15 protein-coding genes are annotated in these 19,553 nt (G+C 69.3%); 4 read left to right on the top strand and 11 right to left on the bottom strand.

Going from position 1 to position 19,553, the window contains the following annotated elements:
* Positions 1 to 13 precede the first annotated feature (13 nt).
* The 8 genes from ACYVLQ_RS25880 to ACYVLQ_RS25845 all read right to left on the bottom strand — a co-directional run bounded on the left by ACYVLQ_RS25880 (position 14) and on the right by ACYVLQ_RS25845 (position 10,629).
* Entirely contained in the window at positions 14 to 982 is a 969-nt protein-coding gene (locus tag ACYVLQ_RS25880) for a hypothetical protein (protein ID WP_460700114.1), read from the bottom strand.
* Entirely contained in the window at positions 969 to 2,282 is a 1,314-nt protein-coding gene (locus tag ACYVLQ_RS25875; protein ID WP_460700113.1) for a hypothetical protein, read from the bottom strand. The genes ACYVLQ_RS25880 and ACYVLQ_RS25875 overlap by 14 nt, the downstream gene beginning before the upstream one ends.
* Complete coding sequence (locus ACYVLQ_RS25870; RefSeq protein WP_460700112.1) at positions 2,279 to 2,602, bottom strand: hypothetical protein; 324 nt, start codon at positions 2,600 to 2,602, stop codon at positions 2,279 to 2,281. The genes ACYVLQ_RS25875 and ACYVLQ_RS25870 overlap by 4 nt, the downstream gene beginning before the upstream one ends.
* Before the next feature lie 267 nt (positions 2,603 to 2,869).
* A complete protein-coding gene (gene glmM / locus ACYVLQ_RS25865; protein ID WP_460700111.1) occupies positions 2,870 to 4,237 on the bottom strand; it encodes a phosphoglucosamine mutase in 1,368 nt (455 codons plus the stop codon).
* A gap of 190 nt (positions 4,238 to 4,427) precedes the next feature.
* Entirely contained in the window at positions 4,428 to 4,931 is a 504-nt protein-coding gene (gene rpsI, locus ACYVLQ_RS25860) for a 30S ribosomal protein S9 (protein ID WP_460700110.1), read from the bottom strand.
* Entirely contained in the window at positions 4,928 to 5,371 is a 444-nt protein-coding gene (gene rplM, locus ACYVLQ_RS25855; protein ID WP_068014820.1) for a 50S ribosomal protein L13, read from the bottom strand. Before rplM ends, rpsI begins: the two co-directional genes overlap by 4 nt.
* 451 nt (positions 5,372 to 5,822) lie before the next feature.
* Positions 5,823 to 7,997 (bottom strand): hypothetical protein, encoded by a 2,175-nt coding sequence (locus ACYVLQ_RS25850; protein ID WP_460700109.1) that lies wholly within the window; start codon positions 7,995 to 7,997, stop codon positions 5,823 to 5,825.
* A gap of 79 nt (positions 7,998 to 8,076) precedes the next feature.
* Entirely contained in the window at positions 8,077 to 10,629 is a 2,553-nt protein-coding gene (locus tag ACYVLQ_RS25845; protein WP_460700108.1) for an FHA domain-containing protein, read from the bottom strand.
* Between the two features lie 112 nt (positions 10,630 to 10,741).
* Here ACYVLQ_RS25845 and ACYVLQ_RS25840 point away from each other — a divergent pair, with 112 nt between their 5' ends.
* From ACYVLQ_RS25840 to ACYVLQ_RS25825, 4 genes are all read left to right on the top strand, one after another.
* Positions 10,742 to 12,190, top strand: coding sequence for a neutral zinc metallopeptidase (locus ACYVLQ_RS25840; RefSeq protein WP_460700107.1), 1,449 nt, complete (start codon positions 10,742 to 10,744; stop codon positions 12,188 to 12,190).
* A 308-nt stretch (positions 12,191 to 12,498) separates the two neighbouring features.
* Complete coding sequence (gene ligD / locus ACYVLQ_RS25835) at positions 12,499 to 13,461, top strand: non-homologous end-joining DNA ligase (RefSeq protein ID WP_460700106.1); 963 nt, start codon at positions 12,499 to 12,501, stop codon at positions 13,459 to 13,461.
* A 15-nt stretch (positions 13,462 to 13,476) separates the two neighbouring features.
* Positions 13,477 to 13,770 (top strand): hypothetical protein, encoded by a 294-nt coding sequence (locus ACYVLQ_RS25830; RefSeq protein WP_460700105.1) that lies wholly within the window; start codon positions 13,477 to 13,479, stop codon positions 13,768 to 13,770.
* Between the two features lie 414 nt (positions 13,771 to 14,184).
* Positions 14,185 to 15,363, top strand: a complete 1,179-nt coding sequence (locus tag ACYVLQ_RS25825) for a glycosyltransferase family 4 protein (protein ID WP_460700104.1) — start codon at positions 14,185 to 14,187, stop codon at positions 15,361 to 15,363.
* 74 nt (positions 15,364 to 15,437) lie between these two features.
* Here ACYVLQ_RS25825 and ACYVLQ_RS25820 read toward each other — a convergent pair whose 3' ends face one another.
* From ACYVLQ_RS25820 to ACYVLQ_RS25810, 3 genes are all read right to left on the bottom strand, one after another.
* Entirely contained in the window at positions 15,438 to 16,007 is a 570-nt protein-coding gene (locus ACYVLQ_RS25820) for a MarR family winged helix-turn-helix transcriptional regulator (protein WP_460700103.1), read from the bottom strand.
* A gap of 129 nt (positions 16,008 to 16,136) precedes the next feature.
* Positions 16,137 to 18,101 (bottom strand): FUSC family protein, encoded by a 1,965-nt coding sequence (locus tag ACYVLQ_RS25815; protein ID WP_460700102.1) that lies wholly within the window; start codon positions 18,099 to 18,101, stop codon positions 16,137 to 16,139.
* Positions 18,102 to 18,307: 206 nt separating this feature from the next.
* Positions 18,308 to 19,345, bottom strand: coding sequence for an AraC family transcriptional regulator (locus ACYVLQ_RS25810; RefSeq protein ID WP_460700101.1), 1,038 nt, complete (start codon positions 19,343 to 19,345; stop codon positions 18,308 to 18,310).
* Positions 19,346 to 19,553 lie beyond the last annotated feature (208 nt).

Genomic DNA, 19,553 nt, shown 5'->3' with positions numbered 1-19,553 from the left:
ACCGTCGACTCGCTCATCCCCCGTGGATCGCGGTGATCAGCGTGCGATTGGAAATGGTGCGGGTGGTGACGATCTGGGTGAACGACTTCGGTGGCTCGTCGGGCAACTGCTGGGTCAGCCTGACCTCCCACTGCCCCTCCCCGCCCGAGCGGGTGATGTGCACGCAATAGCGCGTGCCGACCGGAACCTGGTTGATGCCGCGCTGAATCTGTTCGGCCGCGGGCACATCGGCGGTATCGGCCACCACGGCGCGGGCCGCGAAACCGGAGCGCTGCACGTAGTAAGCGCGCTCGAAGGCCAGGATGGCGTCGGGACCGTTGCCGGTGCCGCCCGGATCGGTGCCGGAGACGATATCGGCGCTGCGGCGCTGCTCGCATCCGTCGGTCGCGAAGGTCGCCGGTTGGGTGGTGCTCGCCGGTGGCGCCGTGGTGCGAGCCGGTACCCCTTGCACCGGTATGGGTTTCGCGGTGGCGGCCGGGGTGCGGTCGCGCGTGGTGTGGATGACGGTCAGCACGATCGAGACGATCACGACGCCCAGGCCGAGCATGATCAGGGCCGCGACCAGCTTGTCGGCGCGGCGGTTGTCCGGCCGACGGCGCCGCGGATGCCGCAGCCGCACACCGGGATTGCCGCCCGACCGGTCGATCAGCTCGGGAATCAGGCCGGACTTGTCGCGCTCGGCGGTGTCGCCCTCGTCGATGCCCGGCCCGACCCGGTCCGGCGGGATCGGTTCGACGGGCGGTTCCCGTTGCGGCGCGACGGCCGGATCCAGCCACTGCTCCCAATCACCCGAGTGGTAGGACGGTCCGTCCGGCGGCGGCAGGGCGTCGACATCGATCTCGGGCGGGCGACGGCGCCGGGCACCGCGACGGCCCGGGCGCCGACGCTTCTGCTTGCGCGCGGGCATGCGCACCATCGGCAGGCCCAGGTCGAACGGATTGCCCTGATCCTGGTCCGGCTCCCCCGAATCAGATCGTGTCATCGCCGAAATCGCCGATGACGGCCGCCGGGACCGTCTCCTCGACGCGCGCGGGCACCGTTACACCCAACTGGCCCTCGCCTCGCGGCTTGTGTTCCTGATCGTTCGACGACGACGGCGGCGGCATCGCCAGCCCACCGGCCGCACCGGGCGGAACATGGTTGGGCGCCTGGGGTTTCGGCGCGGGTGCCGGGTCGGCCGGGGCCGGGGTCTCGGGCAGGATGGAGGACGGGGGCGGTGCGGCGGGGGCCGGTTTGGCATCCGCCTTCTCCGCCCCGCCGGGCGCGTTCGCGGCCGGGGGAATGACGACCCCCGGCGCGGTACCCGACGACGTCGACTGCCCCGACTGGCCGGTGCCGCCGCCGAAGTCGAACAGCTTGCTCGACCCGCTGCCGCCGCTCGTGGCGCCGTCGCTCGCGCCGGGATTGATCGCCTCGGTGATCGCCTTGTCGGCCGAGGCCGCCACCGTATCGATGGTGTGCGTGCCCACCTCGGCGATCTTGTCGATCAGGTGCGTGCCGATATCGACGCCCGCGGTGATCGCCGTCGTGCCGACCTCCACGCCCGCGGAGATGAGCTGCTGCTGCAACTGCATCTGGGCGACCAGCGCCGGATCCATCGGCTGCCCGGGGGCCTGACCGGGCACCGTCGAGACCTGCCCCGGCGCCGTCGACCAGGACTGGCCCTGCGTTCCGCCCCAGCCCTGACCGACCCCGGACGGCGTGGTGACGGTGAGCGGCTCCATGCGGTCCAGCCGCCGGGTGTGGTCGTCCATTTCGCCCCGCGCGGTATTGACCGTGCCGAGCGCATCCCGCAGCGCCCGGCTGGCCCGTGCGATCACCGCGTCGGTGTCCGGCGACGAGGAGGCGTTGTCCAGGATGATCCGCGCATCGCGACGGAAGTCCTCGATGATCTTGTCCACCTTGGTGGCCGCGCGTGAGCTGGTGGACTGCGCGTCGGCGAGGACCGCCAGGTAGGCCGGGCCGCGGTCGGAGATGTCACCGATCTCGGTCTGCGTGGTGCGCAGCGAGGGCACGGCGGCATCGGAACCCTTGCCGGTCCAGGTGGATTCGATGGCGTGCAGACCGTCGCGGTGCGGGGCCTCGGTCTCCGCCGCGCGGGCCGACGCCGACGACAGGGCGGCGGAAATCGCCTCGTCGGGCACGCCGACACCGTTGCCGAGGGAGGCGCGCAGCGCCAGCAGCGGCTCCACCAGCCGCGTCACGATCGGCGGATCGCCCGTGGGATCGGACGCCGCGGCCGGGGTGGTCGGCTCGGTCGGCCGATTCTTCAGGCGCCTCATGGTAGGGACTCCCCTGCCTGCTTCATGGCCGCGACGGTATCGGTCTCGTTGCTCGCCACCGAGGCGTCGAACCCGCGCAGTACCTGCCCGTAGGCCGAGACCAGCTGGCCCGCCGTGGACAGCGCCTGCGCGTGTTCGGTCACCGCCGCGGTGAACCGCGCCGCGAAATCGGCGCCGAGCAAGCCCAGGTCGGCCGCCAGCCGCTCCGGGTTCACCGCGCCTTCAGCAACGGCCGCGGCCGAGGCCAGCTGTTGCGAGACGGTATCCGCGATGGTGGTGTAGGCGGCCATTGCCGCCGGATCGAGCTTCAGCGTGTTCACTGTTCCCCCTCACGGAAACCCAAGCCTTCGCTGTCGCATCATGATTCGGGTCCACCATACGTCGTGGTCTCGAACCTTGCGTCCCGATCCCACGGATGGTCACCGGACGCCCAGTCGAGACTAGCGCTTCTTACCAGCTCATGCATTGTTTCGGGCTCCGCCCCCGGGAACGGGCCCGTCCGGGGTTCACAACGGCCCTGGTACGTGCGTACCGCAAGGGCCACGGCATTCGACGCCGCTATCGCGCAACGCCGCTCGCCACCGGACTCAGACGGCGGCGACCCGCTTGGCGAGGTCGTCGGCGAGTTGGTGGGCGCGGTCGGGGTCGGTGGCCTCGACCATGACGCGGACCAGCTGCTCGGTCCCGCTGGGACGCAGCAGGACTCGGCCGGACTCGCCCAGGACGCGCTCGGCCTCGGTGACCGCGTCCCGGATCTCGGGGGCCACCGCGACGGCGGACTTGTCCGAGACCGGCACATTGATCAGCACCTGCGGCACGGTCTGCACCACGCTCGCGAGATCGGCCAGGCTGCGGCCGGTCTGGACCATGCGCGCCATCAGCTTCAGACCGGTCAGCACCCCGTCGCCGGTGGTGCCGAACTTCGGGAACACCACGTGCCCGGACTGCTCGCCGCCGAGCGTGTAGCCGCCGCGGCGCAGCTCCTCCAGCACGTACCGGTCGCCGACGGCGGTGGTGCGCATCGTGATTCCCGCCGCGCGCAGCGCCAGGTGCAGGCCCAGGTTGCTCATCACGGTCGCGACGAGGGTGTCGTGGGCGAGTTCGCCCGCCTCGTGCATCCCCAGCGCGAGGATCGCCATGATCGCGTCACCGTCGACCACGGCGCCCGCGGCGTCCACCGCCAGACAGCGGTCGGCGTCGCCGTCGTGCGCCAGCCCCAGATCGGCGCCGTGCTCGCGCACCGCGTGCTGCACCTGGTCCAAATGGGTGGAGCCGCACCGCTCGTTGATATTGAGGCCGTTGGGTTCGGCGTTGATCGCGACGACTCGAGCCCCCGCCTCCCGATACGCGGCCGGGCCCACGTCCGAGGCCGCGCCGTGGGCGCAATCCACCACGACGGTCAGGCCGTTCAGGTCGCGCCCCGTCGCCTCCACCAGATGTTCGACGTAGCGTTCGTGCGTGCCCGCCAGGCTGTAGTGGTCGTCGACGTGGCCGTCGAGGCCGGACGCGCTCAGCACCCGCCCGATGGCGGCGCCGGTCGGCCGCGCGAAGGTCCGCTCCCGCACCAGTTCCTCGATGCGGTCCTCGACCGCGTCGTCGAGCTTGTGCCCGCCCGCCGCGAAGATCTTGATTCCGTTGTCCGGCATCGGGTTGTGCGAGGCGGAGATCATCACGCCCAGGCACGCGTCGTAGGCCGCCGTCAGATAGGCGACCGCCGGGGTCGGCAGCACGCCGACCGAGAGCACGTCCACCCCGGCGGCGGTCAGTCCGGCCGTCACCGCCGCCTCGAGCATCTCTCCGCTGGCGCGGGGATCGCGGCCCACGACCGCCAGCGCGCGCTTCTTGCCGCGGCCGAGCACCTGCGCCGCGGCGGCCGAAACATGCAGTGCCAGTTCCGGACCCAGTGAGTCGTTGGCAAGCCCCCGAACTCCGTCGGTGCCGAACAAACGTCCCATTCCCTCGCTCCTGAGCAATGTGTGGATGCGGCTCGGATCCGCGACGCAAGGATCCTATTGCGCCCGCGGCAATCTCCATCGTCACGCAGGCTGCCCGACTGCGTGCGAGATTGCTCGGCGTGCTGCTGTCGATACAGCACGAGAGCAGGCGCCCGGACAGGGGCGCCTGCTCTCGTGTACAGCTGCAAGATCAGCGCTTGGAGTACTGCGGAGCCTTGCGGGCCTTCTTGAGGCCGTACTTCTTGCGCTCGGTGGCGCGAGGGTCACGGGTCAGGAACCCGGCCCGCTTCAGGGCGGGGCGGTCGTCGGGGGTGACCTCGATCAGCGCGCGGGCGATCGCCAGCCGCAGGGCGCCGGCCTGACCGGACGGGCCGCCGCCGACCAGGCGGGCGTGCACGTCGAAGGTCTCGGTGCGCTCCACGGTGACCAGCGGGGACTTCACCAGCTGCTGGTGCACCTTGTTCGGGAAGTAGTCCTCGATGGTGCGGCCGTTCAGCACGAAGTTGCCGGAGCCGGGCACCAGGCGCACGCGGACCACGGCCTCCTTGCGGCGGCCGACGGTCTGCACCGGGCGGTCGATCAGGGCCGGGGCGGCGGGAGCCTCGAAGGTCTCCTCGTAGCCGGCGCCGTCCTCGACGATCTCGGCGGGAGCTTCCTCGACGTAGGACTCGTTGAATTCCTCAGGAGCGGTCACTGGGCCACCTGCTTGATCTCGAACGGAACGGGCTGCTGGGCCGCGTGCGGATGCGACGGGCCAGCGTAGACCTTCAGCTTGCGGGCGACCTGGTTGCCCAGCTTGTTCTTCGGGATCATGCCCTTGATGGCACGCTCCACGACACGCTCGGGGCGGGTCTCCATCACCTGACGGACAGACCGGGTCTTCAGACCGCCCGGGAAGCCGGAGTGGGTGTGGATGAACTTGCGGTCGGCCTTGTTGCCGGCGATCGCGATCTTGTCGGCGTTGATGATGATGACGAAATCGCCACCATCGACGTTCGGCGCGTAGGTCGGCTTGTTCTTGCCACGCAGCAGATTCGCTGCCTGCACGGCAAGGCGGCCGAGCACTACGTCAGTGGCGTCGATGACGTACCACTTACGGGTCACGTCACCCGCCTTCGGGCTGTACGTAGGCACAGTGCTTCCCTGTCTGTCGTCGGTGTTCTACCAGCCAGGCGAGCGGTCGAGTGATCCCGGCGGCCAGCGGAGACCCGGGACCCGTGGGACGACACGGTGTTACCCGCGACGTACCGCACGCCAACGGCCAAGACTACACGCATGTGTGTGTATTCAAGAAATCGGGACAGCGATGACGACTGGCGCACTCCTCGCAGGCCAGAGGCCTGCTGGTCGATGCCGAGTCGGTGACGACACGCTCCTCAACGACAGTCAGCACGCTTCCACCCTCATCCCCGGCATACAGCACGCTGCCCACCGTCATTCCCGGCATACAGCACGCTGCCCACCGTCATTCCCGGCATACAGCACGCTCCCCGCCCTCATTCCCGGCACGCAGCACGCTCCCCGCCCTCATTCCCGGCACGCAGCACGCTCCCCGCCCTCATTCCCGGCACGCTTTTGGCCGGGATCAGATGTGCATCGGCGGACCGTGGTCGATGACGCCGCGTGGGGTGGGGACCGAGTACTGCAGGTTGTCGATGCCCAACTGGGGGCATTCGGCCCCGTCGGCGGTCGCTCCGATGCCACGGGACCCCGGTCCGGCGACCGTCGGTGTGAGGGCGCAGCGCGGTGACGAATACGGGACGCCCGCGACCTGCTCGATCGCGGGCCAGGCGCCGAAGTCCGTCGTCGCCGACGCCCGGACCGAGTGCACGTCGAAGTCGGCAACTGCGTCGGCCGTTTGTGCGACGCCCGCGCCGGGAACGGCCGTGTGGGAGGCGCTCATGTCCGCATCGGGCGTCGCGAAGCCGATGTCACGTGTGCCGGCCGTGGCCGACCCCATGCCATCGGGCGCCGCCCGGCCTTCGGCGGAGCTGACGACCTCGCCGACCGGGTGCGCCACATGGTTCGCGGCGCCGTCCGGATGCAGCGCCATCGCGGCCAGGGCGACAGCGCCCACGATCGTCGGCGCCCCGAACAGGTTGTCCTTCACCTTGTGCCACAGCCTGCCCTGCTGGTCGTGGTCGTGGTGGTCGGGCTCGGGGGCCGCATGCGATCCCCGCCGCGAAGGATCACCGGGCTGGTTCTCGTTCGCGCGCCGCCCCAGTACGGTCGTCAGCTCGTCGGACGCGGTGCGCGGCGGCCCGCCGGTCTCGGCGGCAGTGTCCGGCAGCCCATCCGGTCCGCGGGTGACCCGCGTGGTCGGCTCCTCGTCAACCTCGCGCGCCGCGTGCCGCCCCACCCGGGGAGGCGAATCCGAATACCGTCGCACCGCATATGGCTGCTGCGGCGTCGGCTCCGGCTGGCGGCGCGTCGGCTGCGCTCCGAAAGTGCCGTGCTGTGGATCGACCGGGCGCCCGCCCGCGTGCCGCACCGTATCGCCCGCGACCGCCTGCGGTGTCCGCAGGCTGTGCCGCCCGCCCTCGGCGTCTCGCGTCGTCATCGTGGGCGAACCGGGCGAGGAGGTCATCCGACGACCCGACCCCGGATGTTCGCTGCTCATTTCCTGTCCCCCGGCGGAAGTGCCGGGCGCCGAGCTCGTCTGACGAGCCGGGCCCGGCCCGGAATTCCCCGGCTCGGCCCCACGTCCCCCACCGGGCCTGCCGGGCGCCGGAGGACCGGAACCGGGCGTATGCCCCTCCCGGCCGACCGCGCGTCCCGGCTCCTCGGCGGCGCCGTGCGCCCCACCCGAACCGGGTGGCTGTCGCTGTGTGGAATAGGACGGAACCTCGCCCGGCGCGGGATGGGGCGGGCGACCCCCGGGTCTGGGGGGCTCCGGGTCCGGATAGGGCTGTTCCTCGGCGTACTCGCTGTCGGTGACCAGCAGGTGTGCGGCGCCGAGGGCGAGCGCGTGCATCGGATGGTCCGCCACGCGTAGTCGGTGGCCGAGGTGGTTCTGGAAAGCCAGCCGCAGCGCATCGTTGAAGCACACGTTGCCGGTGAGCAGCACGGTGGAGGTGTCGGCGCTGATCGAGCGGGCCGCGGCCATCACCTCGATCACCACGTTGTCGGCGGAGTGGGCATCGCGAATGGCGTCGGGCGAAATCGGCACGCCGACCGATTCGGTGGGCTGCTCGTCGTCCCCGTGCACGGCGACCACCAGGCATACCCGGCCGTCGGAGTACACGCCGGTGGCGCCCGAACCGGCGAAACCCGGCTGTGGCGGACGGACCAGGCCGAGCGCGCGCACGTATCCGGACAGCGCCACCGACTCGGGTAGCGGTTCGGTTGCCACATCCAGCAGCTCGACGAGTCGGCAGTATTCGTCGATCTTCTCGTCCGGCCAGTCGTCGGGGAACGGCAGCGCGACGACCTCGGGCTTGCCGCGCAGGTACTTGCCCGTCGCGGCGAGCGGGTTGTACATGCGGGCCCGGAACACCAGATCCACCGGCCAGGTCGCCCCCGCGATCCGGATCTGCCGGTGACCCAGCACGTCGCGCACGTCGGAGATGGCAATGCCCAGGTCGGGCCGCTGCCGCTCGCCGCCCGCCGTGTGCAGACGACCGGACGCGTCCGCCAGCAGATACGCCGGCGGCGTGTATGTGCCTTCCACCTTGACCGGGCGGATCGGTGTGCCACCGCCGCCTGCGGCCACGGACACCACATCCCAGCCGAGATGTATTGCCCCAACTCGAGCCGTCACACGCATAAGTGTGCCTGCTGTGCCGACGACACGCGCGGGGCAGGTCCGAATCTCCACTCTGAACTGCGGTTTTGTGAGGTCATGCGGTCGTCTTCTTCAAACGCAGCCGCCACCAGGTCAGGGTCGACAGGACCGTCGTGATCACCAGCAGCATGGCGATATCCAACAGCCAGAAGCCCGGCTTGTGCTGCCACAGAGCGTCGGGCTGGGCGTTGGCGAACAGATAGCGCAGGTCCACCGTCGCGGCGCCGGAGGCGAAGCCCCAGCGCGACGGGAAGAGATAGGACAGCTGCTCCAGCACGATGCGGTCGGTCACCGGGATCATGCCGCCCGCCATCACCAGCTGGCACATGATCATCACGACCAGCAGCGGCATCACCTGCTCGTTGGACTTAGCGATCGTGGACAGCAGCAGGCCGATCACGACGCAGGCCACCGCCGTGAACGCCAGATCGAAGTACAGCTCGACGCTGCCCGACGGGATCAGCGCCCCCTTGCCCGGCGGATTCTTGCCCGCCAGCACGATCGCCACCAGCACCGCGGACTGCAGCAGCGCCGCGATGCCGAAGATGGCGACCTTCGCCAGCAGGTACGCCGAGGGCAGCAGGCCCACCGCTCGCTCGCGGAAGAAGATCGGGCGCTCGCCGACCAGATCGCGGACGGTCAGCGTCGACCCCATGAAGCAGGCGCCGAGGATGAGCACCACCAGCAGCTGCTGCGTCTCCCCGCCGCCGTCGAGGATGAAGGTGCCGTCGGGCAGCGGCACCGGGACGCCGGGCGCGAAGCCGTTCTCTCCCGGCACCACCAACGACAGTATGCCGAGCACGAACGGCAGGACCACCAGGAACGCCAGATAGCCGCGGTCGGCGAGGATCAGCCGCACCTGTCTTCTCGACAGGGTCGAGAACTGTTTCCAGCCACCGGATTTCGGTGGCTGCCCCACCACCCCGCGCGGCGCGACCGGCGGCGGAGGCGGCGCCACGGCGGCCTGGCGGGACCGATAGTTGGCGAAGGCGCCGTCCGGATCGGCCGCCACCCGGGCGAAGATATCGGCCCAGTCACTGGTGCCGAGGAAGTCGCCGACGGTGGCGGGATGGCCGCAGAAGGCGGTCTTGCCGCCGGGCGCCAGCAGCAGCACCTGGTCGCACATGTCCAGGCAGGCCACCGAGTGCGTGACGACGATGACCGTGCGCCCCGCGTCGGCCAGCTCGCGCAGCATGGTCATCACCTGCCGGTCCAGCGCCGGGTCCAGGCCCGAGGTGGGCTCGTCGAGCAGCAGCAGCGCCGGGCCGGTGAGCAGTTCCAGGGCCACCGAGGCGCGCTTGCGCTGACCGCCGGACAGCCGGTCGACGCGGGTGTCGGCGTGCTCGGTGAGCGAGAGTTCCTTCAGCACACCGTCGATCACCTGCTGGCGGTCGGCCTTGCTGGAGTCGGGCGGCAGCCGCAGCTCCGCGGCGAAGCCGAGCGCCTGGCGGACGGTGAGCTGGCGGTGCAGCACGTCGTCCTGCGGGACCATGCCGATCCGGCTGCGCATCGCCTCGTACTCGGCGTGCAGGTTGCGGCCCTCGAAGGTGACCACGCCCGCGGACGGATGCGTCGTTCCCGCAACGAGTTTCGACAGCGTCGACTTGCCCGCGCCGGAGGGGCCGATGAGCGCGGTCAGGGTGCCGCGACCGGCCTGCATGTTCACATCGATCAGCAGCTGCTTGTTGCCCTCGACGACGAAACCCACGCCGTGCACGTGCAATCCCTGCTCGGCGACGGGCTTGCGGCGGTGCTTCAGCGTGCCTTGCTGCACGACGAAGTCGACGTTGCCGATGGTGACGATGTCACGCTCGCGCAGCACCACCCGCTGCTCGCGGCGGCCGTTGACGAAGGTGCCGTTGGCCGAGCCCAGATCCTCGAGCACCAGGCCCTCGCCGCCCTTGGCCAGCCGGGCGTGCCGACGCGAGGCCAGCGGATCGTTGACGACGATCTGGTTGTCGCTGGTGCGGCCGATGGTCAGGCCGCCCGGTGGGATCCGGTCGGCGCGGGCGACGGGCGCGGTGGAGGCGCGGGCGCGCATCGGCGGCAGCGCGGAGCTGTCTGCCTTGGTGGTCATGTTGACGTTCGGCGCGGCCGGAACCGATTGCTGAGGTTGCGGATTGGGTCGGTGCGGCGGCGCCCCGGCCCGCCCCTGGGAAGGACCGGACGAATGATGCGGCGGGCCGCCGGGGCGCTGCGGCGGAGAGTTCGGGCGTTGCGGCGGAGTCTGCGGCCGCTGTGCCGGTGGCTGCCCCCGCGACGGCGCGGGCCGCTGCGGCGGCGGTGCCGGGCGCGCGAAATCGGGAACCAGATGCAGCAGCGGACCGCTGACCGCATCCCCCAGCCGGACCAGCGTCGGCCGTTCGATCGGCACCGGCCCCGTCAGCCGCTGCGCGTCCACGAACACGCCGTTGGTACTTCCGTTGTCGCTGAGTAACCAGCTATTACCCTGCCAAACGAGTGTCGCGTGCACACGGGAAACCAGCGGACTGTCGACGAACAGCGTCACCTCCGGCGCACGGCCCATGGTGATCTGTTGATGGGTGTCGAAGACACGATCGGTTCCCTCATGGCGCACGGTGATCTTCTGCGCCCCCGGTGATGACATGTGCCGGATACTATTCGATGGCCCGGACATCGGTGGGGCTCGAAGCTGCCCTCTATTACCCTGTACCGGCGACCGAGACCGATATGTGACCGGCCCCGGGGAGGGAGTGGATGTGGCGAGACGCCGGGTGATCACGGCGCTGGCCGTCTGGGCACTGGTGACCACGCTGCTCACCGGTTGCGCCATGACCACCGACGGCCGGGCGGTGTCGATCTACGACGACCCGTTCAAGGTGGCCGGACTTCCCACCACCGACGGGCCGAGCGGTCCGCGCCAGGGCGTCCCCGACACGCCGATGAGCGCTGTCGGCGGCGACAACGGCGAGATCGACAAGCTGGCGCTGAACGCCCTCGACGATATCCAAAACTATTGGCAGGGCGAGTACCACAACGAGTTCGAGGGCCAGTTCGCCCCGGTCACCAAGTTCCACTCCTGGAGCGCCAAGGCGCCGAAGACCCAGGAGGGCGAGTTCTGCAAGGAGACCACTTACCGCCTGGTGAACGCCGCCTACTGCCGTCTGGACAACTCGGTCGGCTGGGACCGCGGCGTGCTGCTGCCGATGATGCAGGACAGTTTCGGGAAGATGGCGGTGGTGATGGTGCTGGCCCATGAGTACGGGCACGCCATCCAGACCATGGCGCGCATGGTCGGCCCCAAGGATCCGGTCCTGGTCAAGGAGCAGCAGGCCGATTGTTTCGCGGGGGCGTTCATGCGGCACGTGGCCGAGGACAAGGCGCCGCACTTCACGATCAACACCTCCGAGGGCCTCAACAACGTGCTGGCCGCGACGGTGGCGATCCGCGACGCCAACCCGGAGGATCCGGAGGCCGTACACGGCTCGGCGTTCGAGCGCGTCACCGCCGTGCAGATCGGCTTCACCGACGGGCCCAAGGGCTGCAAGTCGATCGATATGAAGGACGTCAACCAGCGCCGGAAGAATCTGCCGCAGTCCTACAGCCAGTACGACGACAATCAGGGCGAACTGCGGATCACCAAGGAAAACCTCACCGAGCTGAGCAAGGCGATGTCGTCGATCATGCCGGTGCCGCACGCCCCGGCCTACGACTATCACGGCGCCCAGCTGAACTGCCGCAACGGCGCCGACACCGTGCCCGTCACCTACTGCCCCGCGACCAACACCATCGGCACCGACGTGCCCGCCCTCGCCGAGCGCGGCGTCGCGAACACCGAAGAGCAGGACGGCTTTCCGACCCGCGTCGGCGGCGACTACAACGCCTACGTGGTGTTCGTGTCGCGCTATGCGCTCGCGGTGCAGAACAACGCCCGCCAGGCCCTCACCGGCGCCAAGACCGGTCTGCGGGCCGCCTGTCTGTCCGGGGTGATCACCGCGCGGCTCGCCGACGAGAACCGTTCCCCCACCCAGGGCGATATCGCCCTGTCCCCCGGCGATCTCGACAAGGCGGTATCGGGCCTGCTCACCGATGGCCTGGCCGCCAGCGACGTCGAGGGCAACACGGTTCCCAGCGGCTTCTCCCGCGTGGACGCCTTCCGGGCGGGCGTCCTCGGCAACCAGCAAACCTGCGAATCCCGCTACTCCTGATCCCCGCATCTCTCTCGGCGCGACAAGTGGGCGAGCGTGTAGGAGTTGATCCCAGGACTCCGTGGGAGGCACGACCGTGAGCGAGCCGGCGACGGATGTACCCGAGCAATCGATTCCCGTGCGGCGGCGTGGGCCCGTGCTGTGGCTGCCGGTCGCAGCTGGTCTGCCTCGTCGTGGGCGCGCTGGTGCTGCCGGGGGCGCTGATCTACCCGACTGCGCTGGTCGATCCTCGGGCCGGGCGGCACGCATCGAAGCGCTCTCCACCGCGCACGGTTGACCAGGCCCGCACCGCGGGGCATTGTTGGGCGATGAGTGGCGAGGAGACGCGCCGGGGCGTGACGCTGACCAATCTCGACAAGCCGTTGTTCGACGGCGCGGACGCCACCAAGCGCGACCTCGTCGACTACCTCGAGTTCGTCGGCGACCGCATGGTGCGCGGGCTGCGCGACCGGCCGCTCTCGGTGGTGCGCATCCGGCCCGGGCAGGAGCCGTTCATGCAGAAGAATCTGCCCAAGTACACCCCGGAGTGGGTGGCGCGGGTGACCATGTGGGCCGAGAGTTCGCGGCGCGAGGTGACCTACGCCCTCTGCGACGACGTCCGCACACTGCTGTGGTTCGGCAATCAGCGTGCGATCGAATACCACCCCCTGCTGCTGCTCGCCGACCACACCGCCGGACCCACCCACCTCGTGCTCGACCTCGATCCCCCGTCCGGCCAACACTTCCGGCAGGCCGTGGCGGCCGCCCGCCTGATCCGGGAGGCCCTGGGCAACGACGGCTTGGCGGGCGCGGTGAAGACCAGCGGCGCCAAGGGCCTGCACGTCTTCGTACCGATCGAACCGGGTATCGCGATCGAGGACGCCGCGGCCGCCACGCGCGCCGTCGCCGCCCGCGCCGAGCGGATCGACCCGGGCCTGGCCACCACCGCGTTCATCCGAGAGGACCGCGGCGGCAAGGTCTTCCTCGATTCCACGCGATCCGGCGGAGCCACCGTGGTCGCGGCCTACAGCCCGCGCGTCCGCCCTGGGACGCCGGTGTCGTTCCCGCTGTCGTGGGCCGAACTCGACGACGTCGTTCCCGGGGATTTCACGATCCGCACGGCGGCAGCGCAACTCACCGATCGCGACCCGTGGCGCCACGAGATGCCCGCGCCGCAGGCGCTTCCGGCCGACCTGGTCGAGGAGGGTCACACCATTCCTGTCGCGCGCGTGCAGGCCATGCACGAGGGCAAGCGCCGCGCCCGCGCGCGACGTGCCGCCGAGGATGCCTGACCCCCAACTAATCCGATGACCAGTATGTATTCGGGCTTATTAAAAACCTTGCATCACGGTTTGGGTGACTATTTACTGGGTAATTGCCATATCGTGCGCGAGCATCGCCCGCCAGAACTGGCGGAGCGCAACCACGAGGAGCGCGGCATGTTCGATATTGCCAACCGTCGGGCCAGGCTCGATGAGGATACGCAACGCATCACACCACTGCCGGTCGACGGCGAATCCGACAGCGCACAACGCGTCGGGGAATTCCGCACGGAACCGGCAATTCACTCATCGGAGACGGCTGAAAAGCTGTTGACTTAGCTACGTCTCACCGATGTCGGGTCAAATGACCTTCGCAGAAGTATGTTTATAACGCGGAATTCCGGCCGTTCCACGACGGCCGGTGGTTCGCGGTTGCCAGCACATGAATAGTTCCCTACTACCGGAGGGCAGTGCGGTGAATGCTGAGAAGGCCCGAAGCCTGCAGCACCGACCGTGAAAGAATCAGCACAGCCGTCGCCTGCAGCAGAGGCGGATCTCTGGCTGGCGCAATATCGCGATTGTGGCTGTGAACCACTGGGATTGACGCCGGACAAAGCTCGATTCGTGCGCACGGTGCACGCCGGCCATGGTCCCGGATGCCACCAATACCTGGCCGCTGCGGCCTTTTTGAGCACAGTGGTCGAAGCAGCGAACGATTCGGTCACAACTCCACACCATCGAGGAGGCAGTACCATGAGCAGTACCCCGTCCGGCACGGATTCGATCCTTCATCAGCTCCGCGGATCCGGCTCGCCGCTGCACATCGTGATGGTCGCACCCCCCTACTTCGAGGTACCACCCGCCGGTTACGGCGGTGTCGAAGCTGTGGTCGCCCAACTCGCCGATGCGCTCGTCGACTGCGGACACCGGGTCACGCTGCTGGGTGCGGGCCGTTCCGGGACCAAGGCCAATTTCGTGCGAGTGTGGGACGACATTCTCGCGGACCGGCTCGGCGATCCGTTCCCCGAGGTCCTGAATGCACTCAAGGTGCGCCGCATCATCACCGAGATCGCACAGCACGACCGAATAGACATCGTGCACGACCACACCTTCGCGGGACCGCTGAATGCTCCGATGTACAAGGAACTCGGCATACCGTCGGTGGTGACCGTGCACGGCCCGGTCGACGGTGATGCGGGGGAATACTACCGAGCGCTGGGCGATACGGCCCACCTGGTCGCCATCAGCGACCGGCAGCGTTCGCTGGCGACCGAGCTGAATTGGCTTGGGCGCGTGTACAATTCGATTCGGCCGAGCGAGTTCCCATTCCAGGCCGAAAAGCAGAATTTCGCACTCTTCTTGGGCCGCTACGCATCCTACAAGGGGCCAGACCTGGCACTGGAAGCGGCGCATGCCGCGGATATTCCACTGGTCCTCGCGGCCAAAATGAATGAGCCACCAGAAAAGGCCTATTTCGAACGGTCGGTACGTCCTTTGCTGTCCGATCGCGACGTCGTATTCGGCGAGGCGGATGCGGTTGCCAAGAAGCTGCTGCTTTCCCAGGCGCGCTGCTTGCTGTTCCCGATTCGCTGGGAAGAACCGTTCGGCATCGTGATGATCGAGGCCATGGTCTGCGGCACCCCGGTGGTGGCGCTGCGCGGCGGCGCGGTCGCCGAGGTCATCGAGGACGGTGTCACCGGCATCATCTGCGACGACCCCGCCGAGCTCCCGGCCGCGATCGCCAAGGCCGGGGACATCGATCCGGTCGCATGCCGTCGCCGCGTCATGGACCGCTTCTCGACCGAGCACCTGGGCGCCGGTTACGAGGCTGTCTACTACGCCGCCCTCGACTCGGCGGAACTGCCGCGGATTCCCGCCGCCCCCGCCGGTCGGCGGCGCGGCCGCACCCTCTCGGTAGCCAGTAACGGCTGAAACCGAAGGTAATTCGGCGCCAACCGATTACCGCTGTTCGACGCGCCCGAGCCGGTTGCCCGGCTCGGGCGCGCTCAGTGCTCCAGCCCGCCGAGGCGTCCTTCCAGCACCAGCAGCAGGTCGCCGAGTATCGCCGCCAGTTCCGCGCGTGCACCGGCCGGAAGGCCCGACAGCAAGTTGTGCTCATAGGAAAGCTGTTGCGGCAGTACGCGATCCACCAGTCCTCGGCCCGCATCGGTGAGGCCGAGATGCGCGACGCGGCGATCACGGGCGTCGATGCGACGCGACACCAGGTCGCGATCCTCCAGTCCCCGAACGCGTTTGGTGACCGCGGCGGGCGAGGCGAAGGTCTCGCGGGCGAGGCGGCCCGGAGTCAGCTCGGCGCCGACCCGGCGCAGCGCGCACAGGATGTCGAATTCGGGCCGGGTCAGGTCGGCCTGCCCCAGCGGCGCATCCGTCACCTGCTGCAGCAGCGCCGCGCACCGGTTGATGCGCCCGATGACAGCCACCGGTTCGGTGTCGAGGCCGGGATGCACGCTCGCCCACTGCCGCAGCACCCCCGCCACCGCATCCTCCGACGGTCTACGCGTATCACCCCCCGGCACAATCACACCGCCGCGGCCCTGCTCCTCAGCTACCGACATGCGACCGCCATCCCTGCCGACAAGGCATCAACCATCGGTTTCCCACGGCCACCGTACCAACGCCCAGCGATATGGCGAGACACCGATCCACCGCTCCCGACACCACCCGCCGACCCACACCATCGGCCCTCATCGGACGGCCACCGGGCGGAGCGACAGCTCGGCGAGCAGTCGATGGCCCGTGCGCTCGGTCGCGACGACCCGCTCCTGGGGCACCGGGGCGCTCCACCACTCGCCCGACGCGGTGTCGGCGGCCTCGCGCAACTCGATGAGCGCCGCTGCCAGTCGTGCCCGCGCCTCGGCCCGATCGTTCGGAGTATGGACCATGGCGGCGTGGACCGTGCGCAGCGCGGCATCGACCCGACCGGTGACCCGCCGGTTCGGGATCGCGAAGCAGACCAGCATGCCGACCGCGGCGCCCACGCAGGTGTCGAGCCATCGGTCGGCGACCAGCTCCCGGGCCGGGTGCCGGAGGGCGAACTCGGTCATCACCAGCGCCATCGGCGTGACGAACACCGTGGCCAAGGCGTAGTTGCGGGAGATGGTCGCCTCCACCACCAGCTGGCACGCGAGCGCAACCACGACGAGGACCACCGCGCTGCGCAGCAGCGGCACGAGCGCGGTGAACAGCAGCACGCCGCCGAGATTGCCCAGCACACGCTGCACCGCGCGCTGCCACGTCAGCGCCGTATTCGCGACATACACGGCCGCCGCCGTCACCACGGCCCAGTACGGCCGGTCCACGCCCAGCGCCATCGACGTCCACCCCGCCGCGGCACTGCCGACCGCGACCCGCGCCCCGATCGGGAACAGCGGCGAAGAAGGTGCGAAAGCCTTTGCCACCCGGCGTAATCCACGTTCCCGACGATCGGCGGCCCGCTCCACCGCCAGTCCGAGCACCTCCGCATCCTCCGCCGCGACCCGATCCACCACCGGCACCGGAAGCCCACCCCGCAACGCACGAGCCCACGCCTGCAACACCTCGCCCGGACTCGAGTGCGACGCCCCAGCCCGCGAGCCGGTACCACGTCCAGGAACATCCGTGCGGAGCCGCCCCTCGTCATCCCGGCGTGCGGCCAGGTTCCGGCCGAAAACACGCCGGAACGACAGAGGGAATACCGATGCACCCTTCCCGGACGTACCACCGCCCGCCCCGGCTCGGCCGGATCGCGGCGGTGGCACAGCACCCGAAGCCTCGAGCGCGGCAGCACGGTCCGGGCGTGGCGACGTAGGCCGCGAACTGTGGGGTGCGGCGGCTCGGTCCGATGGTGATGCGGAGGTGCTGGGACTTTCGGGAGGATGGGAGTGAGCGGCTGCGGCCAGTGATTCGGCTCGGACCACCAGGTGTGCGAGGGCCTCGAGTTCCGCTGCGCGTGGCGGGGTGTGCGCGGGCGCCAGGCGCAGCGCTTGCCAGGCCGCTTGTACGGCCGCGGCGGTTTCGTGGCACAGGCGGGTGGTCGCCGCGTCGTCGGCCGCGAGCAGGCGGGCCGTCGACTCGAGGGCGCGGGCCACGGCTCGGCGCTCCGGCCCGTGCGGGCGAAACAGGCTGGGCGCCAGGCACACCAGCCACGCCAGCACTCCCCCCGCCAGGACCAGCGTCAGGTGCCAGGGCAGGTCGGTCAGGCGGGTCGGCAGGAATGCGGCGGTGGCGGTGACGAAGGTGAGGATGACATTCCCGGGCGGACCGATCCGCGTCGCATCGCATACGACCTTGAACACCCCGGCGAGCAGCGCGATGACCGCCACCCGGACGGCCGCCGATTCGGTCAGCGCCGCCGTGGCCAGCGCGACCCCGGTACCGGCGACCATTCCGGCCACCACCCACGCCAGGGCGCGCGCCCGCGCCGCGTACGGCAGCCCGTGCGCGTACAGCGCGCACAGCCCGCCCGCGCAGGTGTAGAACGCCAGCTCCAGATGACCGACGGCGAGCAGCGCCACCTCCGGCACACCGATCGCGATCAGCGCGCTGAGCGCCGACCAGCGCCACGTGTCGGCCACCGGCCGCAGCCGGAAGATGCCCCGCAGCGGCATCGTCCGGCGCGCGCGACGGTACCCGCGCAGGGCAGGGCCGTATCGCTGAGCAGGGGATGACACAGCAAAAGCTTAACATATGTTTTACTTAGAAAACTTCTCGAAAGCGGGCGCACCAGCGACTCCACCCCAAACGGACGCACCGACATCTGTGCCGAATCACAAGAATTGCACAGGGAAACCCTCAGGCGTTATTTTTTATTCAACTATCAGGCGATTGATATTGCGGGCAATTTCGCTGATTTTCATCCCGGGTTTCGGCCCGCGAGCTACTTACGTAATACCGATTGCCGGTACGCCCGCGGGCTCATACCGCGCCAGCGCGTGAAGGCGTGGGTGAAGTTCGCGGTTTCGGCGTAGCCGAGTCGGCGCGCCACATCCTCCACCGTCGCCGATGTGCGCAACAGTTCGGCCGCCTTGATCTCGCGCACATTGTTGAGCAGGCCGCGGAAGGTGACACCCTCATCGGCCAGCCGGCGGCGCAGCGTGCGCACGGTGACGTGCAACTCCACGGCAACCTCGGCCATCGACGGCATCCGATCCGGATCGCTCAGCAGCCGCTCCCGCACCTTCGCCGTCAAACGCCAACCCGCTCCGAGCAATTGCCGGAAGGCCTCCCGGCACTGCCGTTCGAGCGCCGATGCGGTACGCGGATCCGCTTGCGGCATAGGATGATCCAGGAACGACCGCGGCAGGACCACTAGGTTCCTGGGCTGTTCGAAGGCGATCGGATGCCGATCGAACGGGGTGATGGCCGACAGCTCCTCACCGCGCTCGGCGGAGATCTGCATCTCGACGCCGAGGACCGGGATCTCCACATCGAGCAACTCTCCGGCCATGAAGATGTACGCCACCTCGCGCTCGACGAAGAACGCGCGCACATCCTCGGGAATCGCGTCGCCGTCGACCACGATCGCCACCTCGTCGCCGCGGTCTTCCAGGGCGTAGCGCGCGGCGACGGAGACCAGGTCCTGGTAGCGGATGGTGATCCCGAGGACATCCCCGGCCGTGGCGCTGACCAGGGCGGCCAGGCCCACCATGCCGCCGTTGCCGATGGTGGCGTGCCGGGCGGTCTGCGCTCCCAGACCGGGAAGGTCACCGAGATGGCCGAGCAGATTTCGCGCCACAGCGAATTCCTGGTCCGGCCAGATTTGCGCATTCTCGTCGGCGAGCTCGCCGGAGGTTATTCCGCTGCCCTCCAATAACAATGTTTCATCCAGCCCGTGTGCCTGTCCGACACTGACCATCATCCGCACGCTGACGCTGCTGTGGGGTAGCACGCCGCGCGGACCACCAAAGGAAACCACTGTCCGAAATTACCAACATTCCGTCCCGTCGGCACATTCTTTCGGACAGAAACGCCCAATACTCTCGATCAGACCGGCGTCGGCGCACCCCACACGACGCCCTCCGGTGTTCCAGGATCGAAGAAGAGGCCTCCGACGTGGACATGTTCAGTACCTGCTGGATCGAACCCCTCCAGCTCACCCCGCAAAAAGCCCACGCCATCATGCA

The sequence above is a fragment of the Nocardia thraciensis genome (assembly GCF_054782435.1).
The sequence above is the reverse complement of the archived record's forward strand: the minus strand, read 5'-3'. Positions and strand labels throughout refer to the sequence as shown.

Excerpts from the sequence above, each read along its gene's own strand:
- ACYVLQ_RS25825 (WP_460700104.1), top strand. The coding sequence starts at position 14,185 with ATGAGCAGTACCCCGTCCGGCACGGATTCGATCCTTCATCAGCTCCGC.
- ACYVLQ_RS25820 (WP_460700103.1), bottom strand. The coding sequence starts at position 16,007 with ATGTCGGTAGCTGAGGAGCAGGGCCGCGGCGGTGTGATTGTGCCGGGG.
- glmM (WP_460700111.1), bottom strand. The coding sequence starts at position 4,237 with ATGGGACGTTTGTTCGGCACCGACGGAGTTCGGGGGCTTGCCAACGAC.
- ACYVLQ_RS25830 (WP_460700105.1), top strand. The coding sequence starts at position 13,477 with ATGACCAGTATGTATTCGGGCTTATTAAAAACCTTGCATCACGGTTTG.
- ACYVLQ_RS25875 (WP_460700113.1), bottom strand. The coding sequence starts at position 2,282 with ATGAGGCGCCTGAAGAATCGGCCGACCGAGCCGACCACCCCGGCCGCG.
- ACYVLQ_RS25880 (WP_460700114.1), bottom strand. The coding sequence starts at position 982 with ATGACACGATCTGATTCGGGGGAGCCGGACCAGGATCAGGGCAATCCG.
- ligD (WP_460700106.1), top strand. The coding sequence starts at position 12,499 with ATGAGTGGCGAGGAGACGCGCCGGGGCGTGACGCTGACCAATCTCGAC.
- ACYVLQ_RS25845 (WP_460700108.1), bottom strand. The coding sequence starts at position 10,629 with ATGTCATCACCGGGGGCGCAGAAGATCACCGTGCGCCATGAGGGAACC.